The organism is Armatimonadota bacterium (assembly GCA_031081585.1).
GTDB classification, from domain to species: Bacteria; Sysuimicrobiota; Sysuimicrobiia; order Sysuimicrobiales; family Humicultoraceae; genus Geohabitans; species Geohabitans tengchongensis.
On record JAVHLY010000016.1, the window covers coordinates 21343 to 42194 of the forward strand.

Sequence of the window (20852 nt, forward strand, 5' to 3'; positions counted from 1 at the left end):
GGTCCCGCCGTCGGCCTGGGCGTCGAACCCCTCGATCTCCACGACGCGGATCGTCTCCAGGTGCGCGGGCACCAGGTTGCGGGCCGTCCGCACCAGGTCCTCCCGAGCGAACGCCTCCCGCGAGACGAAGCGCACCCGCACCGGGCGGCCTTCGGTGATGATGCGGTTGGCCTCGCGCTCGATCGCCTCGACCCGCGCCCGGTCCAGGTCAACCAGCGCGAAGTCCATGCGCGCCCGGTCCGGGTAGATCTGGCCGCCGGTCACGCTGGCCCCAAAGAGATGGTAGACGACCCCGCTGAGGACGTGGAGGGCGGTGTGGTGGCGCATCACCGCGTAGCGGTGCTCCCAGTCCACCACGACCTGCACCGTGGCGCCCGGCGGCGGCACGGGGCCGGCCACCGCATGCCAGGGCGGATCCCCCTCGACCGCCGGATGCGCGTGGCCCACGACCGCCGCCTCCCCGCCGTCCCAGCGCAGCCACCCGCGGTCGGACGGCTGCCCGCCCCCACCCGGAAAGAGCACCGTGGAGGCCAGCTGGACCCGCGCCCCCTCGACGGCGCGCACGTGGGTGGTCTCCTCGCGCGCGTACGCATCGTGGAGGTAGCGGAGAGCGGCGAAGGGGAGCGTCGCACCCATGACTCCACCACCGACCCGGCAGGCAGAGGTTTCGCGACTCCCCCCTCACAGCTCCTTGCTGACGATGAGGAGGCCGTCGGGACACCAGGGGTGCGGCGTCCACTCCCCGTCGAGGCGCGGCAGGGGGAGCCCTTCCGGCGTGAAGACGACGAGGCGGTGGACCTGGTGCGCCCGCGCGCGCTCGGCCACCACCCCGAGCATGGCCGCCACGTGCGAGGGTGGACCGTCGACGAGACAGACCACGGCGGCGTCGCGGTGGAGGGCGAAGAGCGCCGCCCCCTCGACGGGACCCGCAGGCTCGCCGGTGCGCAGGACCCGGCCATCCCTGGCGAGCCCCTTCACCATGGGGACGAGCAGCGTGCGGAACCGCCACCCCAGCGGGGTCAGGCCCGCCCACGCGCGCAGGGTCTCGCCGCCCTGGAGGCGGCGCGCGATCGCCGCCGCCTCCTCGGGGTGCGCCGGGCGCACGTGGGCATCGTAGGGGACATCGATGGGACCGGCGCCGAGACGGGTCTCGCGGACCTGCGCGCGGGTGACGGGCCGGTAGCCGGCGCGCTCCGCCACCGCCTGCGCCGCGTACTCATGGACGGGGACGGCCGTGCGCGCCACTCCGGCGCCGTAGCGCCGCGCCAGCGCCTCCGCCTCGGCGACAAGCCGCCGCCCGATGCCCTGGCCCTGGCGGTCCGCCCGCACGCGCACCCCCTCGAGCCACGCCTCCTCCGCGCTCACCAGGGCCACGTGCACGGCGCCGACCACCGTGTCGTCCTCGGTCAGGACGACCTGGTGCGCCGGCTCTTCAGCCCACGCGTCCCACTCGGGTGGGAGGGCCGTGCCCGGGTCGAGGGCCACCGCGCCCCGCACCAGCGGTCCACTGTGCACCTGCATCGCCCTGCGGATGCCCGGGGCTCAGGAGGACGAGGGCGATCCGCTCTGGCCCAGCAGGCGGCGGAGGTCGTTCAGGAAGATGTGCAGGAGGAGCCAGAAGAAGAGGACGGCGGTGGTGTGGCGGAAGAGGTGGCGGCCCACCTCGGGGACCCCTCGCGCCTCCATCTGCGCCAGCGCCAGGTGCCCGCCGTCCAGCGGCGCCAGCGGCAGGAGGTTGGCCAGTCCCACGCTCAGGTTGATCTGCGCGGCCAGCACGCGCAGGCTCTCCGGCGTCCCCGCGCGCAGCAGCAGCCCGAGCGCTCCGACGATCCCCGCCAGCTGCACGCGCGGTCCCCGCGCGCCCCCGGGGCGGCGCTCCACCGCCATGGCCCGCCGCACCTCCGGGCTGATGCGGCGGGGGAGGAGGAGCAGGCCCAGCAGGAGGTTGGCCAGCGGGCCGGCCAGCAGGACGGGGATGCGCCGGTGGGGCGGCAGGCGCTCGATGTCGATGGCGGCGAAGCCACCCACGAGAACGGGGCGGAGGCTGATCGTGGTCCCGTCCACCTCGCGCGCCAGCAGGCGCGGCCCGAAGCCGATGCCCACCTCCTGGACGCGCCCGCCCGCCCGGCGCGCCGCCACCGCGTGGGCCGCCTCGTGGACGAGCACGGTGGCCGAGAGCACCCCCAGCGCCCGCAGCCAGGCGCCCAGCGTGGGCCCCGGCGGCGTCGCCGCACGGCCGTCTCCGTTCCGTCCCATCGGCGCCAGCCGCGGCTCCACGGCGCTCAGGCCTCCTTCGAGATCACCGCCACCGCGGCCAGACGGTCGCCCTCGTCCAGCTTCTTCACGCGCACCCCCTGCGCCGCCCGCCCCACCAGCGGCACCGAGGCGGCCGGGGTGCGCAGCACCTGGCCCCGCTCGGAGATGATCAACAGCTCGTCCTCCTCGTCGACGGCGCGCACGGCCACCACCGGCCCTGTGCGCTTGGTGAGCCGGATGTTCACCACGCCGAATCCGCCCCGCCCCTTCAGCGGGTACTGCCCGAAGCGCGTGCGCTTGCCGTACCCGTTCGCCGTGAGGGTGAGGAGCGCCTCCCCCTCGGTGACGTCGGCGATCCCCACGACGGCGTCATCCGGCCGGAGGCGGATGCCGCGCACGCCGCGCGCGGTCCGCCCCGTCTCCCGCACCAGGTCGGCCTTGAACCGCAGGGCCCGCCCCAGGCGGGTGGCCAGGATTACCTCGGTGGCCTTCCGGATGTGCCGCACGCCCACCAGCTCGTCCGGCCCCTCGAAGGTGATGGCGAAGATCCCGGCCCGCCGCGTGTGGATGAACTCCATCAGCCCGGTCTTCTTCACCAGCCCGCGTGCGGTGGCCATGAAGAGGGCGCCCTCCTCCTCGAAGGAGCGCAGGGCGATGAGCGCCGTCACCCGCTCGTCCGGGGCGATGGTGACGAGGTTCACCAGGGCCACCCCGCGGGCCACCCGCCCGCCCTCCGGCACCTCATGGGCCTTCAGGCGGTAGACCTTGCCCCGGTCGGTGAAGATCAGGAGGACGGCGTGGGTGGTGGTCACCACCAGGTGCTCGACGACGTCCTCCTCGCGTGGCGTGGCGCCCACGACCCCCCGGCCGCCGCGCCGCTGCAGCCGGTAGGTCTCCAGCGGCAGCCGCTTGATGTAGTTGTTCCGCGTCAGCGTGATGACGACGTCAACGTCGGGGATGAGGTCCTCGGCCTCGAACGCCTCCGCCTCGCGCGCCTGGATGCGCGTGCGCCGCGCATCCGCGTAGCGCTCCTTCACCTCGAGCAGCTCCTGGCGGATGGCCGCCATGATCAGCCGGGGCCGCGGGGCGTCGGCGTCCGCCAGCATCTCGGTGAAGCGGGCAATGTCCTGGAGGAGCTGCCGGTACTCCTCCTCGAGCTTCTCCCGCTCCAGGCGGGTCAGGCGCTGCAGCCGCAGCTCCAGGATGGCGTCGGCCTGGGCCTGGCTGAGGCCGAAGGTCTGCATCAGCCCGTCGCGGGCTGCGGCGGTGTCCCGGGCCTTGCGGATGAGGGCGATGACCGCGTCCAGGTGCCGCAGGGCGGTGCGCAGCCCCTCCAGGATGTGGGCGCGCGCCTCCGCCCGCGCCAGGTCGTGGCGGGTGCGGCGGATGACCACCGTGCGCCGGTGCGCCAGGTAGTGCTCCAACAGCTCCCGCAGCGTCAGCACGCGCGGCACGCCGTCCACCAGGGCCAGGAGGATGGCGCCGAAGGTCGTCTGCAGCTGGGTGTGCTTGAAGAGCTGGTTGCGCACGATCTGCGGGTTGACGTCGCGGCGTAGCTCGACGACCACGCGCAGCCCCCGCCGGTCCGACTCGTCGCGCAGGTCGGTGACGCCGTTGAGCTTGCGCAAGCGGACCAGCTCGGCGATGCGCTGGATGAGCGCGGCCTTGTTCACCATGAAGGGGAGCTCGGTGATGACGGCGGCCGTCTTGCCGCCGCGCAGCTCCTCGATCTCCACTTTGGCCCGCACGGTGATGCTCCCCCGGCCCGTCGTGTAGGCGGCCTTGATGCCGTCGCGGCCCAGGATGACCCCGCCGGTGGGGAAGTCGGGCCCCTTCACGTACCGCAGCAGCTCGGCGTCGGGCAGCGCCGGGTCGTCGATGAGGGCCACCAGGGCGTCGACGACCTCGCCCAGGTTGTGGGGCGGGATGTTCGTGGCCATGCCGACGGCGATGCCGCTGGCGCCGTTCATGAGCAGGTTGGGCACGCGCGCCGGCAGGACCACCGGCTCGCGCAGCGACTCGTCGAAGTTGGGGACGAAGTCCACCGTCTCCTTGTCGATGTCCGCCAGCAGCTCCATGGCCAGGCGGCTGAGGCGGGCCTCGGTGTACCGCTGGGCCCCCGGGGGGTCCCCGTCGATGGAGCCGAAGTTGCCCTGCGGGTCCACCAGCGGATAGCGGAAGGACCAGTCCTGCGCCATCCGCACCAGCGCCTCGTAGATCGGCGCGTCCCCGTGCGGGTGGTAGCGGCCCATGACGTCGCCGACGATGCGGGCGCTCTTCTTGTAGGGGGCGTCGGGGCGCAACCCCAGCTCCAGCATCCCGTAGAGGATGCGGCGCTGCACCGGCTTCAGCCCGTCCCGCACGTCGGGCAGCGCCCGGCTGACGATGACGGACATGGCGTAGTCGAGGTAGGAGGTCTTCATCTCCTCCTCGATCGCCCGGGCGATGATGCGTTCCTCTAGGGCCACGGTTCTCCCCTCACCGGTGCGCCGACGTCTCCCCGCTCAGGGGCGCGCAGCGGCGCCACCTCGTCCCGGCAGCCGGAGCAGACCACGGGCCCGCGCCGGGCCGACGGCGCGTCGATCCGCACCCTCGGTCGGAAACAGGGGGCGCTCAAATGTCCAGGTTCCGGACCTCGCGGGCGTACTGCACGATGAACTGGCGGCGCGGCTCGACCTCCTCGCCCATGAGGGTGGCGAAGAGCCGGTCGGCCGCCTCCTTCGCCTCCGAGACCTCGACGCGCTTGAGCGTGCGCGTGCGCGGGTCCATGGTCGTCTCCCACAGCTGCTCGGGGTTCATCTCGCTGAGCCCCTTGTAGCGCTGCACCTCCACCTTCGCCCCCGCCGCCTCGAACTCCCGCACGATCACCTGCCGCTCCTCGTCGGAGTAGGCGTAGCGGACCTCCTTCCCGCCCTTGACCCGGTAGAGCGGCGGCTGGGCGATGAACACCCGCCCGTGCTCGATGAGCTGCGGCATGTACCGGTAGAAGAAGGTGAGCAGGAGCGTGCGGATGTGGCTGCCGTCGACGTCGGCGTCGGCCAGGAGGATCGTCTTGCCGTAGCGGGCCTTGGCCAGCTCGAAGTCCGCCCCGATCCCGGTGCCCAGCGCGGTGACGATGGCGCGGATCTCCTCGTGCCCGAGGATCTTGTCCATCCGCGCCTTCTCGACGTTGAGGATCTTCCCCTGGATGGGCAGGATCGCCTGGAAGTGCCGGTCCCGGGCCTGCTTGGCCGACCCGCCGGCCGACTCCCCCTCGACGATGAAGAGCTCGGCCCGCTCCGGGTCGCGCTCCACGCAGTCGGCCAGCTTCCCCGGCAGGGTGGAGACGTCCAGGGCGTTCTTGCGGCGCACCAGCTCGCGGGCCTGCTTGGCCGCCTCGCGCGCCCGCGCGGCGGTGATGGCCTTGGTGAGGATGCGCCGCGCCTCGGTGGGGTGGGTCTCCAGGTACTCCTGGAGAGTCTCGGCGACGATGGACTCGACGAGCGGCTTGACCTCGGTGTTGCCGAGCTTGGTCTTCGTCTGCCCCTCGAACTGCGGCTCCGGCAGCTTCAGGCTCACCACCGCGGTGAGGCCCTCGCGCACGTCCTCCCCCGTCAGCGTCACCTCGCCGTTCTTCACCAGTCCGGAGCGGCGCAGGTAGTCGTTGAGCATGCGCGTCAGGGCGGACCGGAAGCCCACCAGGTGCGTCCCGCCCTCGGTGGTCGGAATGGTGTTCACGTAGGTGAGGACGTGCTCCAGGTAGGAGTCGTTGTACTGGATCGCCACCTCCACCTCGGTCCCGTCGCGCTCGCGCCGGCTGTAGATGGGGTCGTGCAGCTTGGCCCGGTTGCGGTTGAGGGTCTGGACGAGCTCGCGGATGCCCCCGGCGTGCTTGAAGGTGGCCGTCGCACCGGTGCGCTCGTCCCGCAGCACGATCTCCAGTCCCGCGTTCAGGTAGGTGATGTCCTCGAGGCGGCGGCGGATGACCTCGGCGTTGAACTCCAGCGCGGTCATCACCTGGGGGTCGGGCTTGAAGCGCACCAGCGTGCCGCTCGGCAGTGGGGCCCCCGGGCTGCTGTGCAGCCCGCTCACCGGCTCGCCGCGCTGGAAGCGCTGCCGATAGGTCTTCCCCTCCCGGTAGACCTCCACCTCGAGCCACTCGGAGAGGGCGTTCACCACCGAGACGCCCACCCCGTGCAGCCCGCCGGAGATCTTGTAGCCGCCCCCGCCGAACTTCCCGCCGGCGTGCAGCGTGGTGAGGACCACCTCCACGGCCGGCCGGCCCACATCGGGGATGATCCCCACCGGGATCCCTCGCCCGTTGTCGAGGACGCTGGCGCTGCCGTCGGCGTGCAGGGTGACCTCGATGCGCGTGCAGAACCCCGCCAGGGCCTCGTCCACCGCGTTGTCCACCACTTCGTAGAGGAGGTGGTGGAGCCCGTCGGGGCCGGTCGACCCGATGTACATGGCGGGGCGCTTGCGCACCCCTTCCAGGCCCTTGAGGACCTGGATGTCCTGGGCGTCGTAGGTCGCGGCGGCGTTCACGTCCACGTTGTCTCCAGGCTCCTCGTCTGCGTGCCAGGGCGCCCGCAGGGTCCGCCGCCCCAGATGTGCGGCGGGCAGGACCTCACGCACCAGAAAACGGGCGTGATGGCGTTTGCCCCATCACGCCCGTCGTGCGGATCTGCGGCGGCGACGCCGATTCCTGCGGGCGTCTGGCCCCGTCGAACCAATTGTCAGTATAGCACGCGAACTCCCCGGGGGTCAAACGCGCAAACCCGCTCCGGGCGCGGATTTTCGCCTACGGACCCAGGCGGACGACGGGGCGGAGGGCGGTGAGCGCCGCGCCCGGAAGCCGCCGGCGCAACGCCTCCAGCACCTCCCCCTGGCGCATGCGAAGCTCGTGGGCGACGGCGGGGTGGCGGCAGGCCACCTCCAGGACGCCCCGGCGCACCGTCACCGGCTCCGCCCCCGAGGCCAGCGGGCCGACCACGTCCTCCCACACCTCGCACACCCGGGCCAGGTGCAGGGCTCCCTCCACCCCCAGCGCCCGCGCCGTCGTCGTCAGGAGGTCTCGAAGAGCGGTAAGCATGCCACCTCCCGGACCGTTCCCGCCTCGACCTGGTAGAGCCGGACCGGGCGGTCGAGCGCCCGCGCCCCCACCGTCGTCAGCGCCAGGATGGCCTGACCCTCCCCCAGCACCCCCAGGAGGCGGTCCCGCCGGGTTGGGTCCAGCTCGGCCACCACGTCGTCCAGTAAGAGGATCGGCGCCTCCCCCCACTCTTCCCGGGCCACTTCGTACTCCGCGACGCGCAGCGCGAGCGCCGCGGCGCGCTGCTGCCCCCGGGATCCGAACGTCCGCAGGTCGCACCCGGCCACGGCCAGGCGGAGGTCGTCCCGGTGGGGCCCGGTGAGCGTCACGCGCCTGGCCGCCTCCGCCCGCCGCACCGCGCGGAGAGCGGCCTCCGCCACCCCGGGCAACGCCTCCTCGGACCCGGCCCAGGCCGGAGCGTACTCCACGCGCAAGGGTTCCTCCCGCCCGGCCAGCATCGCGTACCAGGCGGCGGCCCGCGGGGCCAGTCGCTCCACGTACGCACGGCGGCGCGCCGTCAGCCGCGCCCCCAGGTCCACGAGCTGGGCGTCCCAGGGCTCCACGCCCTCGAGGCGCCCCATCCGGAGGAGCCGGTTGCGCTGCTCCACCACCCGGAGGTACCGGGCGAGCAGGTCGTGGTAGGCGGGGCTGAGCTGGACGAGCGCGGCGTCGAGGAAACGCCGGCGCAGGGCCGGGGGACCGGTCACGACCGCCAGGTCCTCGGGCGCGGCCAGCACGCTGCCCACCCGTCCCGACAGCACGCGGCGGCTGCCCGGGACCCCGTTCACGCGCAGGCGTCTGAGCGCCCGCTCCCCCTCGCGGAGGAGCAGGAGGTCGACCTCCTCCAGTCGGCCCGCCCGCTCCCGCTCCAGCCCGACCCGCACCCGCGCCGCCTCCGCCCCAAAAGTCATCAGGTCCACGTCCCTCCCCGCCCGCGCCGAGCGGCCGGTCAGGGCCAGATGCAGCGCCTCCAGCAGGTTAGACTTGCCTTGAGCGTTGGCGCCGAAGACCAGGTGCAACCCCTCTCCGAAGGCCAGGTCCGCCTGCCGGTAGTTGCGAAAGTGGCGCAGGGTGAGCGTGCGGACCTTCACGTGTAGACCCGCACCGGAGCCAGCACGTAGACGTAATCGGGCTGGTTGACGGGCCGGATCGCCCCCGGCTGCAGCGGTCCGGTCAGGTCGAAGACCAACTCATCGGTCTCGAGGATGCTCAGGCAGTCCAGCAGGAACCGGGCGTTGAACGCGACCTGCACCGGCTCGCCCTCAGCCTGCACGGGCACCTTCTCCACCGCCCGTCCCACCTCGGGCGTGTTGGACGTGATCGTCAACGTGCCCGCCTCCGTGCTCAAACGCACCACGTTAGCGGAGTCGCGGGCGGTGATGGCGGCCCGCCGCACGGCGCGCAGGAAGCGCTCGGTGGACAGGCGCAGACGCTGCTTCGCCGTCTGCGGGATGACTTGCTGGTAGTTGGGGAACTGCCCGCTGATCAGGCGCGAGACCAGTCGGACCTCGGGCAGGGTGAAGACGAGCTGGCTGTCGGCCAGGGCCACCGCCACCTCCCCGCCCGCTGAGGGCAAGAGGCGCGCCAGCTCGTTCATGGTCTTCGCCGGAACGATGACGGCCAGCTTCTGCCGGAGGGGTCCCCCCAGCGGTGCCGTCCGCAGCGCCAGCCGCCCGCCATCCGTGGCCACGAGTCGCACTTCACCTTCGTCGAGGACGAAGTAGACCCCGGTGAGGAACGGGCGCGTCTCGTCGGTGGAAACCGAGAAGATGGTCTGCCGGATCATCGCGCGCAAGAGCCCGCTGTCCAGCGTCGCCACCGATGGCGCATCGGCCTCGGGCATGAGCGGGAAGTCCGCGGCCGGCAGCCCATGAATCTCGAAGGTCACGTTCTCTGCCAGGACCTCGGCCTGGGTGCTGTTTTCCTCGACTCGGAGCTCGACGCGCCCTTCAGGCAGATTGCTCACAATCTCCTGTAGCAGCCTGGCCGGTAGCGTGATGGCTCCGCGGCGGCGGACCGTTGCAGGAACCGTGGTCTGGATTCCCAATTCCAAGTCGGTCGCCGCCAGCTTCACAGCGTCTGGGACCGTTTCGAGCAGAATGTTGCCCAGGATCGGCATAGTCGTCCTGGCCGAGATCGCCCGGCTGACGATTTGGACTCCCCGCAGCAAGTGAGCCTGTTCACTAAGGATGTGCATATGCGTTATCCCTTCTCAACTTATAGAGTACTTAACTTCGTCATCATCATAGATGTTGTGGTTGGTGGGGATAAGAGGGGGTCGGGCCGGTTTTGAACGGCCCGACCGGGTGAACGCCCCTGTGGGTGGGGTGGGGATGGTTCGTGGGGTTGGCTGGGGACGGACGGGGGCTCGGAGAGCTCGAGGCGCCGTCCCCAGCTTGCCCACCGGGTTATCCACCGTGCTGCAGGCGCTCCGTCAGGCGTTTGAGACTGGCCGCCAGATGGGGGTCCTGCTGCAATGCGTGCTTGACCCGGTCGCAGGCGTGCATGACGGTCGTGTGGTCGCGCCCGCCGAAGGCCTCGCCGATCCTGGGGAGTGAGGCGTCGGTCAGCTCTCGCGCCAGGTACATGGCGACCTGGCGCGGGAAAGCTACGGCCTTGGTTCGGCGCTTGGCCCGCATCTCCTCGAGTCGGATGCCGAAGTAGTCCGCGACGGCTTGCTGGATGGCCTGGATGGTGACGGCCGACGGTCGGGAGGCGGGCAGGAGTTCGCGCAGGACCTCTTCGGCAAGGGTGCTGGTGATGGCCGACCGCGTGAGCGTCGCGTAGGCGACGACGCGGACGAGCGCACCCTCCAACTCGCGGATGTTCGTGGTAATCCGCTGGGCGATGAACTCGGCTACCTCGTCCGGGAGGTGGATGCCGTCCACCTCGGCCTTCTTGCGCAAGATGGCGATGCGGGTCTCCAGGTCGGGGGGCTGGATGTCGGCGATGAGGCCCCACTCGAAGCGCGAGCGCAGGCGCTCTTCCAGGGTCGGGATCTCCTTCGGGGGCTTGTCGCTCGTTATGATGATCTGGCGGGTGGCCTCGTGCAGCGTGTTGAAGGTGTGGAAGAACTCCTCCTGGGTGCGTTCCTTGCCCGCCAGGAACTGGATGTCGTCGATGAGGAGCACGTCCACGTTGCGGTACTTGTGGCGGAACTCGATCATGCGGTCGTCGCGGATGGAGTTGATGAGTTCGTTCGTGAACTTCTCGCTGCTGACGTAGGCCACCCGGTGCAGGGATTCGTGGTCGACGACGTGATGACCGATGGCCTGGAGGAGGTGGGTCTTCCCCAGGCCCACGCCGCCGTAGATGAACAGGGGGTTGTAGGCGCGTCCGGGCGCTTCGGCGACCGCACGGGCGGCGGCGTGGGCGAAGCGGTTACCGCTGCCCACGACGAAGGTCTCGAAGGTGTACTTGGGGGAGAGGGCGAGGCCGTCGATCGTGCGCACCGGGGCCGGCTCCCGGGCGGCGGACGGGAGCGCCGGGGGTGGGCCTTCGCTCACCGTCAGCTCGACGGTGACAGGCCGTCCGGCGATGCGCCGCAGCTCACTCTGGATGAGCCCCAGGAACCGGGACTCGATCCAGTCCTTGGCGGCCCGGTTGGGGACGGCAAAGGTGACCGTATCGCCGCGGACCCCCAGCGGGCGCATGGTCTTCACGAAGACCTCGAAACTGGGCTTGCCGAGCTGGCCTTCGATGCGGGAAACCGCGGCAGTCCACAGCGACTGCGCGGAGGCGGGGTCGGTGGTGGCCATGGCGTCCTCCTCCGAGGCAGGTGACATCGGCACGGGTCGGTCGGGGCACACGAGGTGCCGGGACGTCCGGCTTCGCGGGCATGACGTCGGTCATGACGTGAAGATGGCTCCCAGGTGGGCGATCCCGTCCTCGGTCAGCGTGCGCTTCCCGGAGCCCCGGTGCTGCACGAGGCCGAGCGACTCGAGGGCGACGAGTTCCCGGTAGGCGGTGCTGTGGCTGATGTCCAGCTCTTTGGCGATGCTGGTCGGTCCGGCCGCGCCCAGCTCGCCAATGAGTAGGAGGATCTTCTTCTGCCGGGACGTGAGCTCTGCCGGGTCCGGGCGTCGCCCGGCCGGCGGGCCGGGGGGCGCGGCCGGGCGCGCCAGGCTGAGGGTGACAACGGTCCCGCCATCCAGGTTGTCCTCCAGCGTCAGGGTCCCGCCGAGGAAGGTCAGTTGCTCGCGGGCGACGGGCAGGCCCGAGCCCACGCCGCGGATGTAGCGGCGCATCTCGGCGGAGGCGGTGGTAAACCCCGGCAGGAGGGCCCGCTCCTTGTCGCGGATACCCGGTCCTTGATCGGCGATGCGGATCGTGTTGCCGTCGTCGAGGATGCTGATCACGGCGTTGTGGAAGTAGGCATGGATGAGGTTCTCCACGATCTCCCGGATGACCACAAAAGGGATACGGCCCCCGCGGGCCTGCGACTGCGTGTAGGTCGTCGTCGCCAGGTCGTCGATGAGGGCCTTGAGGTCGCCGCCCGTCAGCGAGATCACCCGCGGCGTGGCCAGCGGCGAGTCGTACACCGCCAGCCGGACCTCGGGGTCGACCTCGGCATCCTCCGCGCCTCCCCTGGCTGCTTCCCGCAGCCGGCGGAGGGCATCACGGATCGTCGTCGGCTCAACCGACATGACGCATGTTTTCTGGGATGGTCGGAATTCCTACTGTCCCGGCCGGTGTTCGAGTCTGTGTTCGGGTCTTTTCATGCCAGCCATGCGGCAGGCTGAAGATCACCGGAAATGTGGATATCGCCGTCCCGGGCAGTGCGGGTTTCGGCGGGGGTATCCGCTCTTCCTGCGGGGCGGATGGGGAGGAAACCCTTTGGTTGCGCGGGCGTTTGCGGACTTGTCCACAGGTGTGGGCAAGGCTGTGGACAGACCTGGGGGGTTGTGGGCAGAGGAATGGGATCGCGGGGTCGACAGACCCGGGTAATGGGTGCCTGGGCGCCGGCTGATGGGACGGTCCCGGCCGGATTGTGGACAGAACCCGGTGTTATCCACAGATTGTCCACAGTCCACCCGCTCCATTCCCGTTGCCGCACTGTTCATTGAAGCCCGGATGCGCGGTGTGGTATAAGAAAGCGGGACTTTTACCCCCTTTCCCGACCGGAGTGGTATGGTCAAACGGACTTATCAACCGAAACGGCGGCGGCGTCAGCGCGTCCACGGGTTTCTGGCCCGGATGCGAACTCCGGGGGGGCGCAGGGTGTTGAAGCGCCGTCGTGCCAAGGGTCGCCGCCGCATCGCTCTTTGAGCTTGCTTTGAGCTTGTGCCCATCTGAGGGGACCGCTCCCGCGAGCCAGGGCCGGGCAGGACGATCGACGGGGCGCCTGAGCACGCAACAGGACTTCCAGGCTGTCTACCGGCTGGGACGCCGGGCGTCTACACCCCTCCTCACGGCGTACGTGCGTCCGGGCACCGGTCCGGTCCGGTTGGGCATCGTGGTGCACCGGCGGGTGGGAGGCGCGGTGACCCGTAATCGGGTCCGGCGACGGGTTCGGGAGGCATTCCTCCGGGTCAGTCCCCGGCTGGTGGGCGGGGGCGATGTCGTCCTGGCTCCGCGTCCGGAGGCGCTGGAGGCCCCGTTCCCGGAGCTCGTCAGGGCCGTCGCCAGGGCGCTGGCGGTCGGCGGGATGCCATCCAGGGAAGAGTTCGACCGGGATCCCAGACCGGGAGCCGGAGAGCGCGACCTATGAGGGGTCCTGGAGGAGGGGCGGAGATGGTCGCGGGGCGGGGCCCTGGACAGCCCTGGCCGGTGGCGGTACAGATGACCCGGCTGGTGCAGACCATGCTGGTAGCTGCCATCCGCCTCTATCAGGTGGTCCTCTCCCCGCTGCTGGGAAAGCGCTGTCGGTTCTACCCCAGCTGCTCCTCCTACGCCCTGGAGGCGGTCGGGCGCCACGGGCCCTGGCGGGGGAGTTTGCTGGCGGTCCGCAGGCTGCTGCGTTGCCACCCCTTCCATCCTGGGGGGTACGACCCGGTCCCATAGGAGAGTCCGGTGCTGCGACCGATCGAAGACGCCCTTGCGGCCGTCATCCATGCCCTGACCGCCTGGACGGGCAGTGTGGGGCTGGCGGTCGTCCTCATGACCGTCCTGATCCGCCTGGTCCTCCACCCGCTGACCCGGTGGAGCCTGAACTCCATGAAGCGCATGCAGGCCCTCATGCCTCAGATCGAGGTCCTGCGCCGCAAGTACAAGGACGACCCCCAGCAGGCCAACCTCGAGATCATGAAGCTCTACCGGAGCAGCGGGGCCAACCCCTTTACCGGTTGCCTACCGCTGTTCATCCAATTTCCCGTCCTCATTGCGCTCTTCCGCGTCTTGCAGCGGCAGGAGCTGTTCGCCGCCCAGACCTTCCTGGGGATTCCGCTGGACTCCCGTCCGTCGCTCTCGGCCATTGCGGACAACCCCGTCCTGCTGGTCATCCCCGTGCTCATGGGCGTGACGACCTATCTCCAGCAACGCCTGAGCATCACCGACCCGCAGCAGGCCCGCATGTTCGTCATCATGCCGATCCTCTTCGCCTGGTTCAGCTTGAGCTTCCCCGTGGGCCTCTCGTTGTACTGGATCGTCTCGACGGTGGTGTACATTGGGGAATACCTCCTGGTGGTCGGTCCTCCTCGCCGTTCGGCTTCGGCCCGCGCCCCCGCCCGACGAGCTGCGAAGACGGCGGAGAAGCGGTCCTAGGGGTGTAGCCAGTACGGCAGAGCAGCGGGCACCGGAAACGGAGGTCGACAGGAGACGTCGCATGAAGAGCCCCCAGCACGAAATGCGGACGGTTGAGGAGGTCGGCCGGACCGTCGAAGAAGCGGTCGAGCGGGCCATCGCCCACCTGGGTGTCGCCAGGGATCGCGTCCAGGTGGATGTGCTGGATGAAGGGAGCCGTGGCGTCCTCGGGCTCGGCGCGCGCGAGGCGCGCGTCCGGGTGACGGTGCAGCCCGGGGCGGACGAGGTCGTGACGACGATTCTGGAGGGGCTCCTGGAGCACATGGGGGCCGAGGCTGCCGTGCAGGCCCAGGAGGAAGGCGGGGTGCTGCGCGTGCGCGTGGAGGGGGACCAGCTGGGAAGCCTCATCGGCAGACGGGGGCAGACGCTCTCCGCGCTCGAGCACCTGCTGGGGGTTATGGCCGCACGGCGGCTGGGGCGGCTGATCCGGTTGGAGCTGGACGTCCAGGGGTACCGGGAGCGGCGCCGGGCGGCCCTGGAAGCCCTGGCCCGGCGGACGGCGGAGCGGGTCGTGCGACAGCAGCGGGAGATCGCCCTGGAGCCCATGGAGGCCCGGGAGCGACGGATCGTGCACATGGCGTTGCAGGACCATCCCGCGGTGGTGACCGTGAGCCGCGGCGAGGGGGAGTGGCGGCGGGTCGTCGTCCTTCCACGTGAAAAGGCGGGCCCGCCCGAGGAGGTGGGCGAGCAGGAACCCCTCAACGCCCGATATCGTTTCGGCGAGCGGACGCGACGCCCTGAGCAGGGAGGATCCCCACAGCGTTCTGACCGCGGGCGGAGGACGTGGCCGGGGAATCGAGAGCGGACAGCTCAGGGACGCAGGCCGAGGCCTCCCCGTCCAGGCGCGACTCCTGGGGCTGACCGACATGGGCAGGGATACGGTCCTCGCATGGGCCGCGCCCCCGTCGTCCCACCATGGGCCGCACCCTCCCGCGGCACGGAGAAGGAGGGCCCGCCGGGCCGCCGCCCGGAGGGGCTTCCCGCGGATGAGGAGTTGGAGGCAGAGATCGAAGCGCTGGCCCGAAGGATGGGACGGTCGCCCGAAGACGATCAGTCGAAGTAGCCGGGCCTGGCGCAAGGGGGTCTGACTGGCCCACCCCTCCGAATCTCCCCGGGAACTCATCCTCGAGGGTGCTCGAGCTCTCCGCCTCGAAGTCCCACCTGAGGCGCTCGGACGCCTGCTCGCCTACGCCAGGCTCGTGCTGGAGTGGCGCGACCGGGCCAGCCTGACCGCCTATGGGGCCCTGGAGGTGATCGCACGGTGCCTGGTGGTGGAGTCGCTCTTCTGCCTGGCCGCGTTCCCCTTTCCCCCTCGCGCCCGAGTCATCGACATCGGCACCGGGGCCGGCTTCCCGGGGGTCCCCCTGGCAGTCCTCCGTCCGGACCTGGACGTCACGCTTCTGGAGGCTTCCCGGCGGAAGGTGGCGTTCCTGGAGATGGCCACTCAGGCGATCGGCCTTGCCGTCCGGATCATCCACGGAAGAGCCGAAGACATCGCCCGGCAGCAGGAGCACCGCGAGGGGTATGGAGTGGTCGTCTCCCGTGCCGCCGCCCCCCTGCGAATCATCCTGGAGCTAGCCCTCCCGCTGCTGGCTGTTGGAGGTGCTGGTCTCTTCTCCTCCGGCGCAAGAGCCGCCGAAGAGGTGGCCTCTGCTGGCGCTCACCTGGCTGCCCTTGGAGGGGTCCTGGGCTCCGTCTGGTTGCCTCCTCCGGCCCTGGAGACGGTCTCGCGGGTGGTCGTGGTCACCAAGGTGGCTCGAACGCCGGAGAGGTTCCCCCGTCGCTTTCAGCGGATGCGTCGCGACGTTTTCACGTGAAAACGGGGGGAGGAGGCGAGGTAGCTCCGGCGAAGAAGCCAGGAGGTCGCAGCAGCCTTACGGCACCTTTCGTCGCACCGTGCATCGGACTATCGCCATCGTGAACCAGAAAGGCGGGGTGGGGAAATCCACCACCGCCGTGAACTTAGGGACTGCGCTTGCCCTCGAGGGTCTGCGGGTACTCGTCGTAGACCTCGACCCCCAGGCCAATGCCACGAGCGGGCTGGGCGTCCCCAAGCCTCCCGCGCGCGCTTCCATCTACCACGTCCTCATCGAGGGAACCTCGCTGGAGCAGGTGATCGTCCCGACCGCCGTGCCGGGCGTCTTCCTGGTCCCCTCGAACATCCACCTGGCCGGAGCCGAGGTCGAACTGGTCCCCATGCTCTCCCGGGAGACCCGGCTGCGGGAGGCCCTGGGTGCGCTGCGCGAGGCCTACGACGTCATCCTGCTCGACTGCCCGCCTTCGCTCGGCCTGTTGACGATCAACGCGCTGACGGCGGCGCAGGAAGTGCTGATCCCTATCCAGTGCGAGTACTACGCCCTCGAGGGGCTGAGTCAGCTCCTGGACTCCATCGGCCTCGTCCGCCGCCACCTGAACTCGCAGCTGGAGGTCACCGGTGTCCTCCTGACGATGTACGACAGCCGGACCAGGCTCTCCGATCAGGTCGCAGACGAAGTCCGCGGGTTCTTCAAAGAACGGGTCTACCGGACGATTATTCCCAGGAGTGTGCGATTGGCGGAGGCTCCCAGCCATGGCCTCCCCATCGCCCTGTACGATCCCGGCTCGCGCGGCGCGGAGGCGTATGCCGAGCTGGCCAAGGAGGTCATGACCCGTGGACGACCGGTTGGGGTCATCGAGCACGTCGGCTGAGCACCGGCGTCGAGCGCTCGGGCGTGGGTTGAGCGCGCTGCTGGGCCGGGAGGCGCTCGACGAGGGCGCGGTGCGGGAGATTGCCATCAGCGACATCCGTCCCGGTCCCTTCCAGCCCAGGGGCCCCGTCGCGGCCGAGGATCTGGCCGACCTGATCGCATCCGTCCGCGAGCGCGGCGTCATCCAGCCCGTGGTGGTGCGGCCTGTGGAGGACGGCTACGAGCTGGTGGCAGGCGAACGACGGTGGCGGGCGGCGGTGGCGGCCGGCCTGGCCGTCCTCCCGGCCGTGGTGCGGCGCCTGTCCGATCAGGAAGCCCTCGAGGTGGCCCTGATCGAGAACCTCCTGCGGGAGGACCTCTCGCCGCTCGAGCGCGCGCGCGCCTACCGGCGTCTCCACCAGGAGTTCGGCCTGACGCAAGAACAGATCGCCGCCCGTCTCCACCGCAGCCCCTCCAGTGTGGCCAACACGCTGCGGCTCCTCCACCTCCCCCCGGAGGTCCAGCACGCCCTGGAGCAGGGTCGGCTGACCGAGGGACACGGCAGGGCCTTGCTCGGTCTGGCCGACGAGGAGGCGATCGTGGCGGCGGCCCGGGAGGTGCAGCGGCGCAACCTCACGGTGAGGCAGGCCGAGCGCCTGGTCAGGCGGTGGGGTGCAGGGCCCCGCCGGCGTGGTCGACCGCACAATCTGGACCTCCAGGCGGTGGAGGAGGAGTTGACCGCCCGGTTCAAGACCCGGGTCACCATCACGGGCGGGCGGCGCGGGGGGCGCATTGCCATCGCCTTCTACAGCTTGGAGGACCTGGACCGGCTGGTCGCCCTGCTCCAGCAGGCTGCCGAGGCCGCATCCAGGCCGGATTCGGCCCCTCCTCCGGTCGCCCCCACGCCGGTAGCCTCTACCCCTCTCGGGTGAGGCCGCCCTGGGCCGGGCCGTGACCCGCGAGGAGGCCTGGGAGCTCCTCTGCCGGTGGGTCCAAAGTCCGGCGCTCAGGCGCCACCTGCTGGGGGTGGAGGCGGCCATGCGCGCCTACGCCCGGCGGTTGGGCGGTGACCCTGACCTCTGGGGGCTGGCCGGGCTCCTCCACGACCTCGACTACGAGCGCCATCCCTCCCAGGAAGCGGGCCACCCCTACCGCGGGGCGGAGGCCCTCCAGGCGGCCGGTGCCCCTCCGGAGGTCGTCCGGGCTGTCCTGGCCCACGCCGACTATACGGGCGTGACCAGGGAAACACCCATGGAGAAGGCGCTCTTCGCCTGTGACGAGCTCGTGGGGTTCCTGATCGCCGTCGCCCTCTCCCGCCCGGGACGGACCATCGCCGAGGTGGACGTCCCGGCGGTCTTGAAGAAACTCAAGGAGAAGGCCTTCGCGCGCGGGGTGAATCGCGAAGAGCTCAGGCGGGGCGCTGCTGAGCTCGGGGTGCCGTTTGAGAAGCACATCCAGGTGGTGCTGGAGGCCCTCCAGGCAGAGGCGCCGGCGCTGGGCCTCGCCGGCGAGGCATCGGTCCCACCGGGGTCCGGTTAGGCGGATTCCACGCCGAGGCGGCGGAGGAGATCGCCTCCTGGCTGTGGAAGGTGAGCCGCGATCCCGGTCCCCACGGTCCGGCACTCCACATGGCCGTCCGCATCGACCCGATCGTCCTCAGCATCGCCCTGGTCGCCCTCGCTACCGTGCTGGCGGTGACGGCGCTCTTTCTCGTGGTGCTGCTTCGACGGCAGCTCCGCCTGGCACCCCGGCCTGCTCCCGACGACCGCGGGACGGCAGATCGCCTCATGGCGGTCGAGCGACGCCTCGCGGACCTGGCCGACCAGGTCCGCGAAGTGCGCGACGCCCTCGACCGTACTGTGCAACACGTCGGCATGGTCCGCTACGATGCCTTTCAGGACCTTGGCGGGCAGATGAGCTTCAGCCTGGCGCTGCTCGACCGGCGGCGTACCGGCGTGGTGGTGAGCGTCCTGAACGGTCGGGACGGAAGCCGGGGCTATGCGAAGGCGGTCGTCGGTGGGCGCCCCACCCTCCCCCTGTCAGAGGAGGAGGCGGAGGCGGTCGCTCGGGCGCTCGGCACCCCGTCAGTCTGAGGGGATCCCGGAGCCGCCGGCTGCGGCGCGGCGTCGGCGGCCGGGGCGCGCCCATCGGACACCGATGCGGGTTCGGCCTCGGGTGTCCGGCCGTTGACCCGCCCGGGGTGAGGTAGCGGAGCGCCGCCCGTGCTCTTCCGCGACCGACGCGAGGCCGGTGAGCGGCTGGGGGAAGCCCTGAGGGGCCTCGACCTGGCTGATCCGGTGGTCCTGGCCATTCCCCGGGGCGGCGTGATTGTCGGGGCGGCGGTCGCCGCAGCCCTCGCCGCTCCCCTCGACGTCATCGTCCCGCGCAAGTTGCGCGCGCCCGACAACCCCGAGCTGGCCATCGGGGCGGTGGCCCACGACGGCTCGGTGTACCTGGACCAGACGCTCCTCCACCTGCTGGGGGTGGACGACGCCTATGTCGCCGAGGAGGTCCGCCGCCAGCGTGAGGAGATCCGCCGCCGCCTCTTCCTGTACCGGGGACGGGAGGACTACCCCTCCATGGCCGCGCACACGGTGATCCTGGTCGACGACGGCATCGCCACCGGTGCTACGATGATCGCAGCAGCACGGGCCGTTCGGGCGATGCGGCCCGCTCAGACGGTGATCGCCATCCCGGTCGGTCCGCCGGACGGCGTGCAGCGGCTGGAACGGGAGGCCGATCGGGTGGTCGTCCTGGAGACCCCGCCGACCTTCTACGCGGTGGGCCAGTTCTACGAGGACTTCACCCAGACGACCGACGAGGAGGTCCTGGAGGCGCTGGGGCGCTCCGCCGGTGCCGCAGGTCCGGGGCCGGCGCGGGGCGCGGCGCCCGGCCGGGAGGACGGGGAGCGCCGGGAGGGGGAGGGCGGGCAGCATCGGCCAGGGGAGGGCGGGGCATGAGTGAGGGACTGAATCGTGGGTGAAGCGACCACGCTGCGGCGGACGCCTCTCCACGCCGCGCACCTGGCGCTCGGGGCGCGGATGGTACCCTTCGCCGGGTGGGAGATGCCGGTGCAGTACCGGGGGATCATGGAGGAGCACCTGGCGGTCCGCTCGCGGGCGGGGCTCTTCGACGTCTCCCACATGGGCGAGATCCTGGTCGAGGGGCCGGGCGCCCTGGAGACGCTCCAGCGCCTGCTCACCAACGACGTCGGGCGGCTGCGGGTCGGGCAGGGCCTGTACTCTCCTATGTGTGCACCGCACGGCGGCATCCTGGACGACCTCACCGCCTTCCGCGTGGGCGAGGAGCGCTACCTCCTCGTCGTGAACGCCGCCACCACGGCCAAGGACCTGGCCTGGGTGGCCGACCACGGCGATCAGGCGGTCGTCCGCGACGTCTCGTCGGAGATGGCCCTGCTGGCCCTGCAGGGACCGGCCGCCGAGGTTATCCTGAGCCAGCTGACGCCGGCCCCGCTCGCGCGCCTGCGTCCCTTCGACGCGGTGCCGCGCACGACGGTGGCCGACCGGCCGGCCTTCCTCTCCCGCACCGGCTACACCGGCGAGGACGGGTTCGAGATCGGCCCGGCCTGGGAGGACGCGCCCCCGGTGTGGGAGGCCCTCCTCGCCGCCGGCCAGCCCCTCGGGCTGCAGCCGGCCGGATTGGGAGCGCGCGACACGCTGCGGCTGGAGGCGGGTTTCATGCTCTACGGCAGCGACATCGACGAGACGACGACGCCGCTCGAGGCGCCGCTGGGGTGGACGGTGAGGTGGGAGAAGGGAGACTTCATCGGGCGGGCGGCGCTGCTGGCGCAGCGGGAGCGGGGGGTGGAGCGCCGGCTCGTCGGCTTCACCCTGGCGGAGCGCGCCATCGCCAGGCACGGCTTCCCCATCCTGCGGGACGGCGCTACGGTCGGGCGCGTGACCAGCGGGACCTTCAGCCCGACGCTGCAGCGCAGCATCGGCCTGGGCTACGTCGCCGTGGTCCACGCGGAGCCGGGGACCCCGCTGGCCGTGGAGATCCGCGGCCGCCCCGTGCCGGGGGAGGTCACCCGCCTCCCCTTCTACCGGCGCCCGAAGGCAGAGCGGCCGGTCGCCGCGGGGCGCTGACGGCGACGAGGT

At 71.2% G+C, this 20852-nt stretch carries 21 protein-coding genes; 11 read left to right on the top strand and 10 right to left on the bottom strand.

All coding sequences use genetic code 11. The annotated features are described in order from the left end of the window. The 10 genes from RB146_07915 to RB146_07960 form a co-directional block, all read right to left on the bottom strand. Nucleotides 1-636, bottom strand: a 636-nt coding sequence (locus tag RB146_07915; GenBank protein ID MDQ7828906.1) for an alanyl-tRNA editing protein, incomplete at its 3' end; no start/stop codon positions are given. 45 nt (nt 637-681) lie between these two features. Next, a complete protein-coding gene (locus tag RB146_07920; protein MDQ7828907.1) occupies nt 682-1521 on the bottom strand; it encodes a GNAT family N-acetyltransferase in 840 nt (279 codons plus the stop codon). A 21-nt stretch (nt 1522-1542) separates the two neighbouring features. Then, nucleotides 1543-2277 carry a site-2 protease family protein gene (locus tag RB146_07925; GenBank protein MDQ7828908.1) on the bottom strand — a complete coding sequence of 245 codons (735 nt, stop codon included), beginning with the start codon at nt 2275-2277 and terminating at the stop codon, nt 1543-1545. Between the two features lie 5 nt (nt 2278-2282). Next, a complete protein-coding gene (gene gyrA / locus RB146_07930) occupies nt 2283-4724 on the bottom strand; it encodes a DNA gyrase subunit A (protein ID MDQ7828909.1) in 2442 nt (813 codons plus the stop codon). 145 nt (nt 4725-4869) lie between these two features. After that, a complete protein-coding gene (gene gyrB / locus RB146_07935; protein ID MDQ7828910.1) occupies nt 4870-6786 on the bottom strand; it encodes a DNA topoisomerase (ATP-hydrolyzing) subunit B in 1917 nt (638 codons plus the stop codon). Between the two features lie 250 nt (nt 6787-7036). Further along, nucleotides 7037-7327 (bottom strand): DUF721 domain-containing protein, encoded by a 291-nt coding sequence (locus tag RB146_07940; GenBank protein MDQ7828911.1) that lies wholly within the window; start codon nt 7325-7327, stop codon nt 7037-7039. Beyond that, nucleotides 7300-8418 carry a DNA replication and repair protein RecF gene (gene recF / locus RB146_07945; protein MDQ7828912.1) on the bottom strand — a complete coding sequence of 373 codons (1119 nt, stop codon included), beginning with the start codon at nt 8416-8418 and terminating at the stop codon, nt 7300-7302. The genes RB146_07940 and recF overlap by 28 nt, the downstream gene beginning before the upstream one ends. Beyond that, entirely contained in the window at nt 8415-9524 is a 1110-nt protein-coding gene (gene dnaN / locus RB146_07950; protein MDQ7828913.1) for a DNA polymerase III subunit beta, read from the bottom strand. The genes recF and dnaN overlap by 4 nt, the downstream gene beginning before the upstream one ends. 211 nt (nt 9525-9735) lie before the next feature. After that, nucleotides 9736-11085 carry a chromosomal replication initiator protein DnaA gene (dnaA, locus tag RB146_07955; GenBank protein MDQ7828914.1) on the bottom strand — a complete coding sequence of 450 codons (1350 nt, stop codon included), beginning with the start codon at nt 11083-11085 and terminating at the stop codon, nt 9736-9738. 90 nt (nt 11086-11175) lie between these two features. After that, on the bottom strand, nt 11176-11973 hold the full coding sequence (locus RB146_07960; GenBank protein ID MDQ7828915.1) for an ATP-binding protein: 798 nt from the start codon (nt 11971-11973) through the stop codon (nt 11176-11178). A gap of 484 nt (nt 11974-12457) precedes the next feature. Between RB146_07960 and rpmH the strand changes: the two genes are divergently transcribed. The 11 genes from rpmH to gcvT all read left to right on the top strand — a co-directional run bounded on the left by rpmH (nt 12458) and on the right by gcvT (nt 20840). Further along, nucleotides 12458-12595, top strand: coding sequence for a 50S ribosomal protein L34 (rpmH, locus tag RB146_07965; GenBank protein ID MDQ7828916.1), 138 nt, complete (start codon nt 12458-12460; stop codon nt 12593-12595). Nucleotides 12596-13108: 513 nt separating this feature from the next. After that, nucleotides 13109-13330, top strand: coding sequence for a membrane protein insertion efficiency factor YidD (gene yidD / locus RB146_07970; GenBank protein ID MDQ7828917.1), 222 nt, complete (start codon nt 13109-13111; stop codon nt 13328-13330). A gap of 9 nt (nt 13331-13339) precedes the next feature. Further along, nucleotides 13340-14029 (top strand): YidC/Oxa1 family membrane protein insertase, encoded by a 690-nt coding sequence (locus RB146_07975; GenBank protein ID MDQ7828918.1) that lies wholly within the window; start codon nt 13340-13342, stop codon nt 14027-14029. A 61-nt stretch (nt 14030-14090) separates the two neighbouring features. Further along, the gene (gene jag / locus RB146_07980) at nt 14091-15131 is read left to right on the top strand and encodes an RNA-binding cell elongation regulator Jag/EloR (protein MDQ7828919.1); all 1041 of its coding nucleotides are present in this window, start codon (nt 14091-14093) and stop codon (nt 15129-15131) included. 115 nt (nt 15132-15246) lie between these two features. Next, nucleotides 15247-15885: a 16S rRNA (guanine(527)-N(7))-methyltransferase RsmG gene (rsmG, locus tag RB146_07985; protein ID MDQ7828920.1), complete on the top strand. Its 639-nt coding sequence runs from the start codon at nt 15247-15249 to the stop codon at nt 15883-15885. A 79-nt stretch (nt 15886-15964) separates the two neighbouring features. Next, nucleotides 15965-16756 (top strand): AAA family ATPase, encoded by a 792-nt coding sequence (locus RB146_07990; protein MDQ7828921.1) that lies wholly within the window; start codon nt 15965-15967, stop codon nt 16754-16756. Then, nucleotides 16719-17666, top strand: a complete 948-nt coding sequence (locus RB146_07995) for a ParB/RepB/Spo0J family partition protein (protein MDQ7828922.1) — start codon at nt 16719-16721, stop codon at nt 17664-17666. Before RB146_07990 ends, RB146_07995 begins: the two co-directional genes overlap by 38 nt. 19 nt (nt 17667-17685) lie before the next feature. Then, the gene (locus RB146_08000) at nt 17686-18273 is read left to right on the top strand and encodes an HDIG domain-containing protein (GenBank protein MDQ7828923.1); all 588 of its coding nucleotides are present in this window, start codon (nt 17686-17688) and stop codon (nt 18271-18273) included. A 50-nt stretch (nt 18274-18323) separates the two neighbouring features. Beyond that, nucleotides 18324-18827: a DUF4446 family protein gene (locus RB146_08005; protein ID MDQ7828924.1), complete on the top strand. Its 504-nt coding sequence runs from the start codon at nt 18324-18326 to the stop codon at nt 18825-18827. Nucleotides 18828-18956: 129 nt separating this feature from the next. Then, a complete protein-coding gene (locus RB146_08010; protein MDQ7828925.1) occupies nt 18957-19694 on the top strand; it encodes a phosphoribosyltransferase family protein in 738 nt (245 codons plus the stop codon). 15 nt (nt 19695-19709) lie between these two features. Further along, the gene (gene gcvT / locus RB146_08015; protein ID MDQ7828926.1) at nt 19710-20840 is read left to right on the top strand and encodes a glycine cleavage system aminomethyltransferase GcvT; all 1131 of its coding nucleotides are present in this window, start codon (nt 19710-19712) and stop codon (nt 20838-20840) included. Nucleotides 20841-20852 lie beyond the last annotated feature (12 nt).

Bases quoted from the DNA above. Each gene is read 5' to 3' on its own strand.
- yidD (MDQ7828917.1), top strand. From the start codon at position 13,109: ATGACCCGGCTGGTGCAGACCATGCTGGTAGCTGCCATCCGCCTCTAT.
- rpmH (MDQ7828916.1), top strand. From the start codon at position 12,458: ATGGTCAAACGGACTTATCAACCGAAACGGCGGCGGCGTCAGCGCGTC.
- jag (MDQ7828919.1), top strand. From the start codon at position 14,091: ATGAAGAGCCCCCAGCACGAAATGCGGACGGTTGAGGAGGTCGGCCGG.
- RB146_07920 (MDQ7828907.1), bottom strand. From the start codon at position 1,521: ATGCAGGTGCACAGTGGACCGCTGGTGCGGGGCGCGGTGGCCCTCGAC.
- dnaN (MDQ7828913.1), bottom strand. From the start codon at position 9,524: ATGCACATCCTTAGTGAACAGGCTCACTTGCTGCGGGGAGTCCAAATC.
- dnaA (MDQ7828914.1), bottom strand. From the start codon at position 11,085: ATGGCCACCACCGACCCCGCCTCCGCGCAGTCGCTGTGGACTGCCGCG.
- RB146_07960 (MDQ7828915.1), bottom strand. From the start codon at position 11,973: ATGTCGGTTGAGCCGACGACGATCCGTGATGCCCTCCGCCGGCTGCGG.
- RB146_07940 (MDQ7828911.1), bottom strand. From the start codon at position 7,327: ATGCTTACCGCTCTTCGAGACCTCCTGACGACGACGGCGCGGGCGCTG.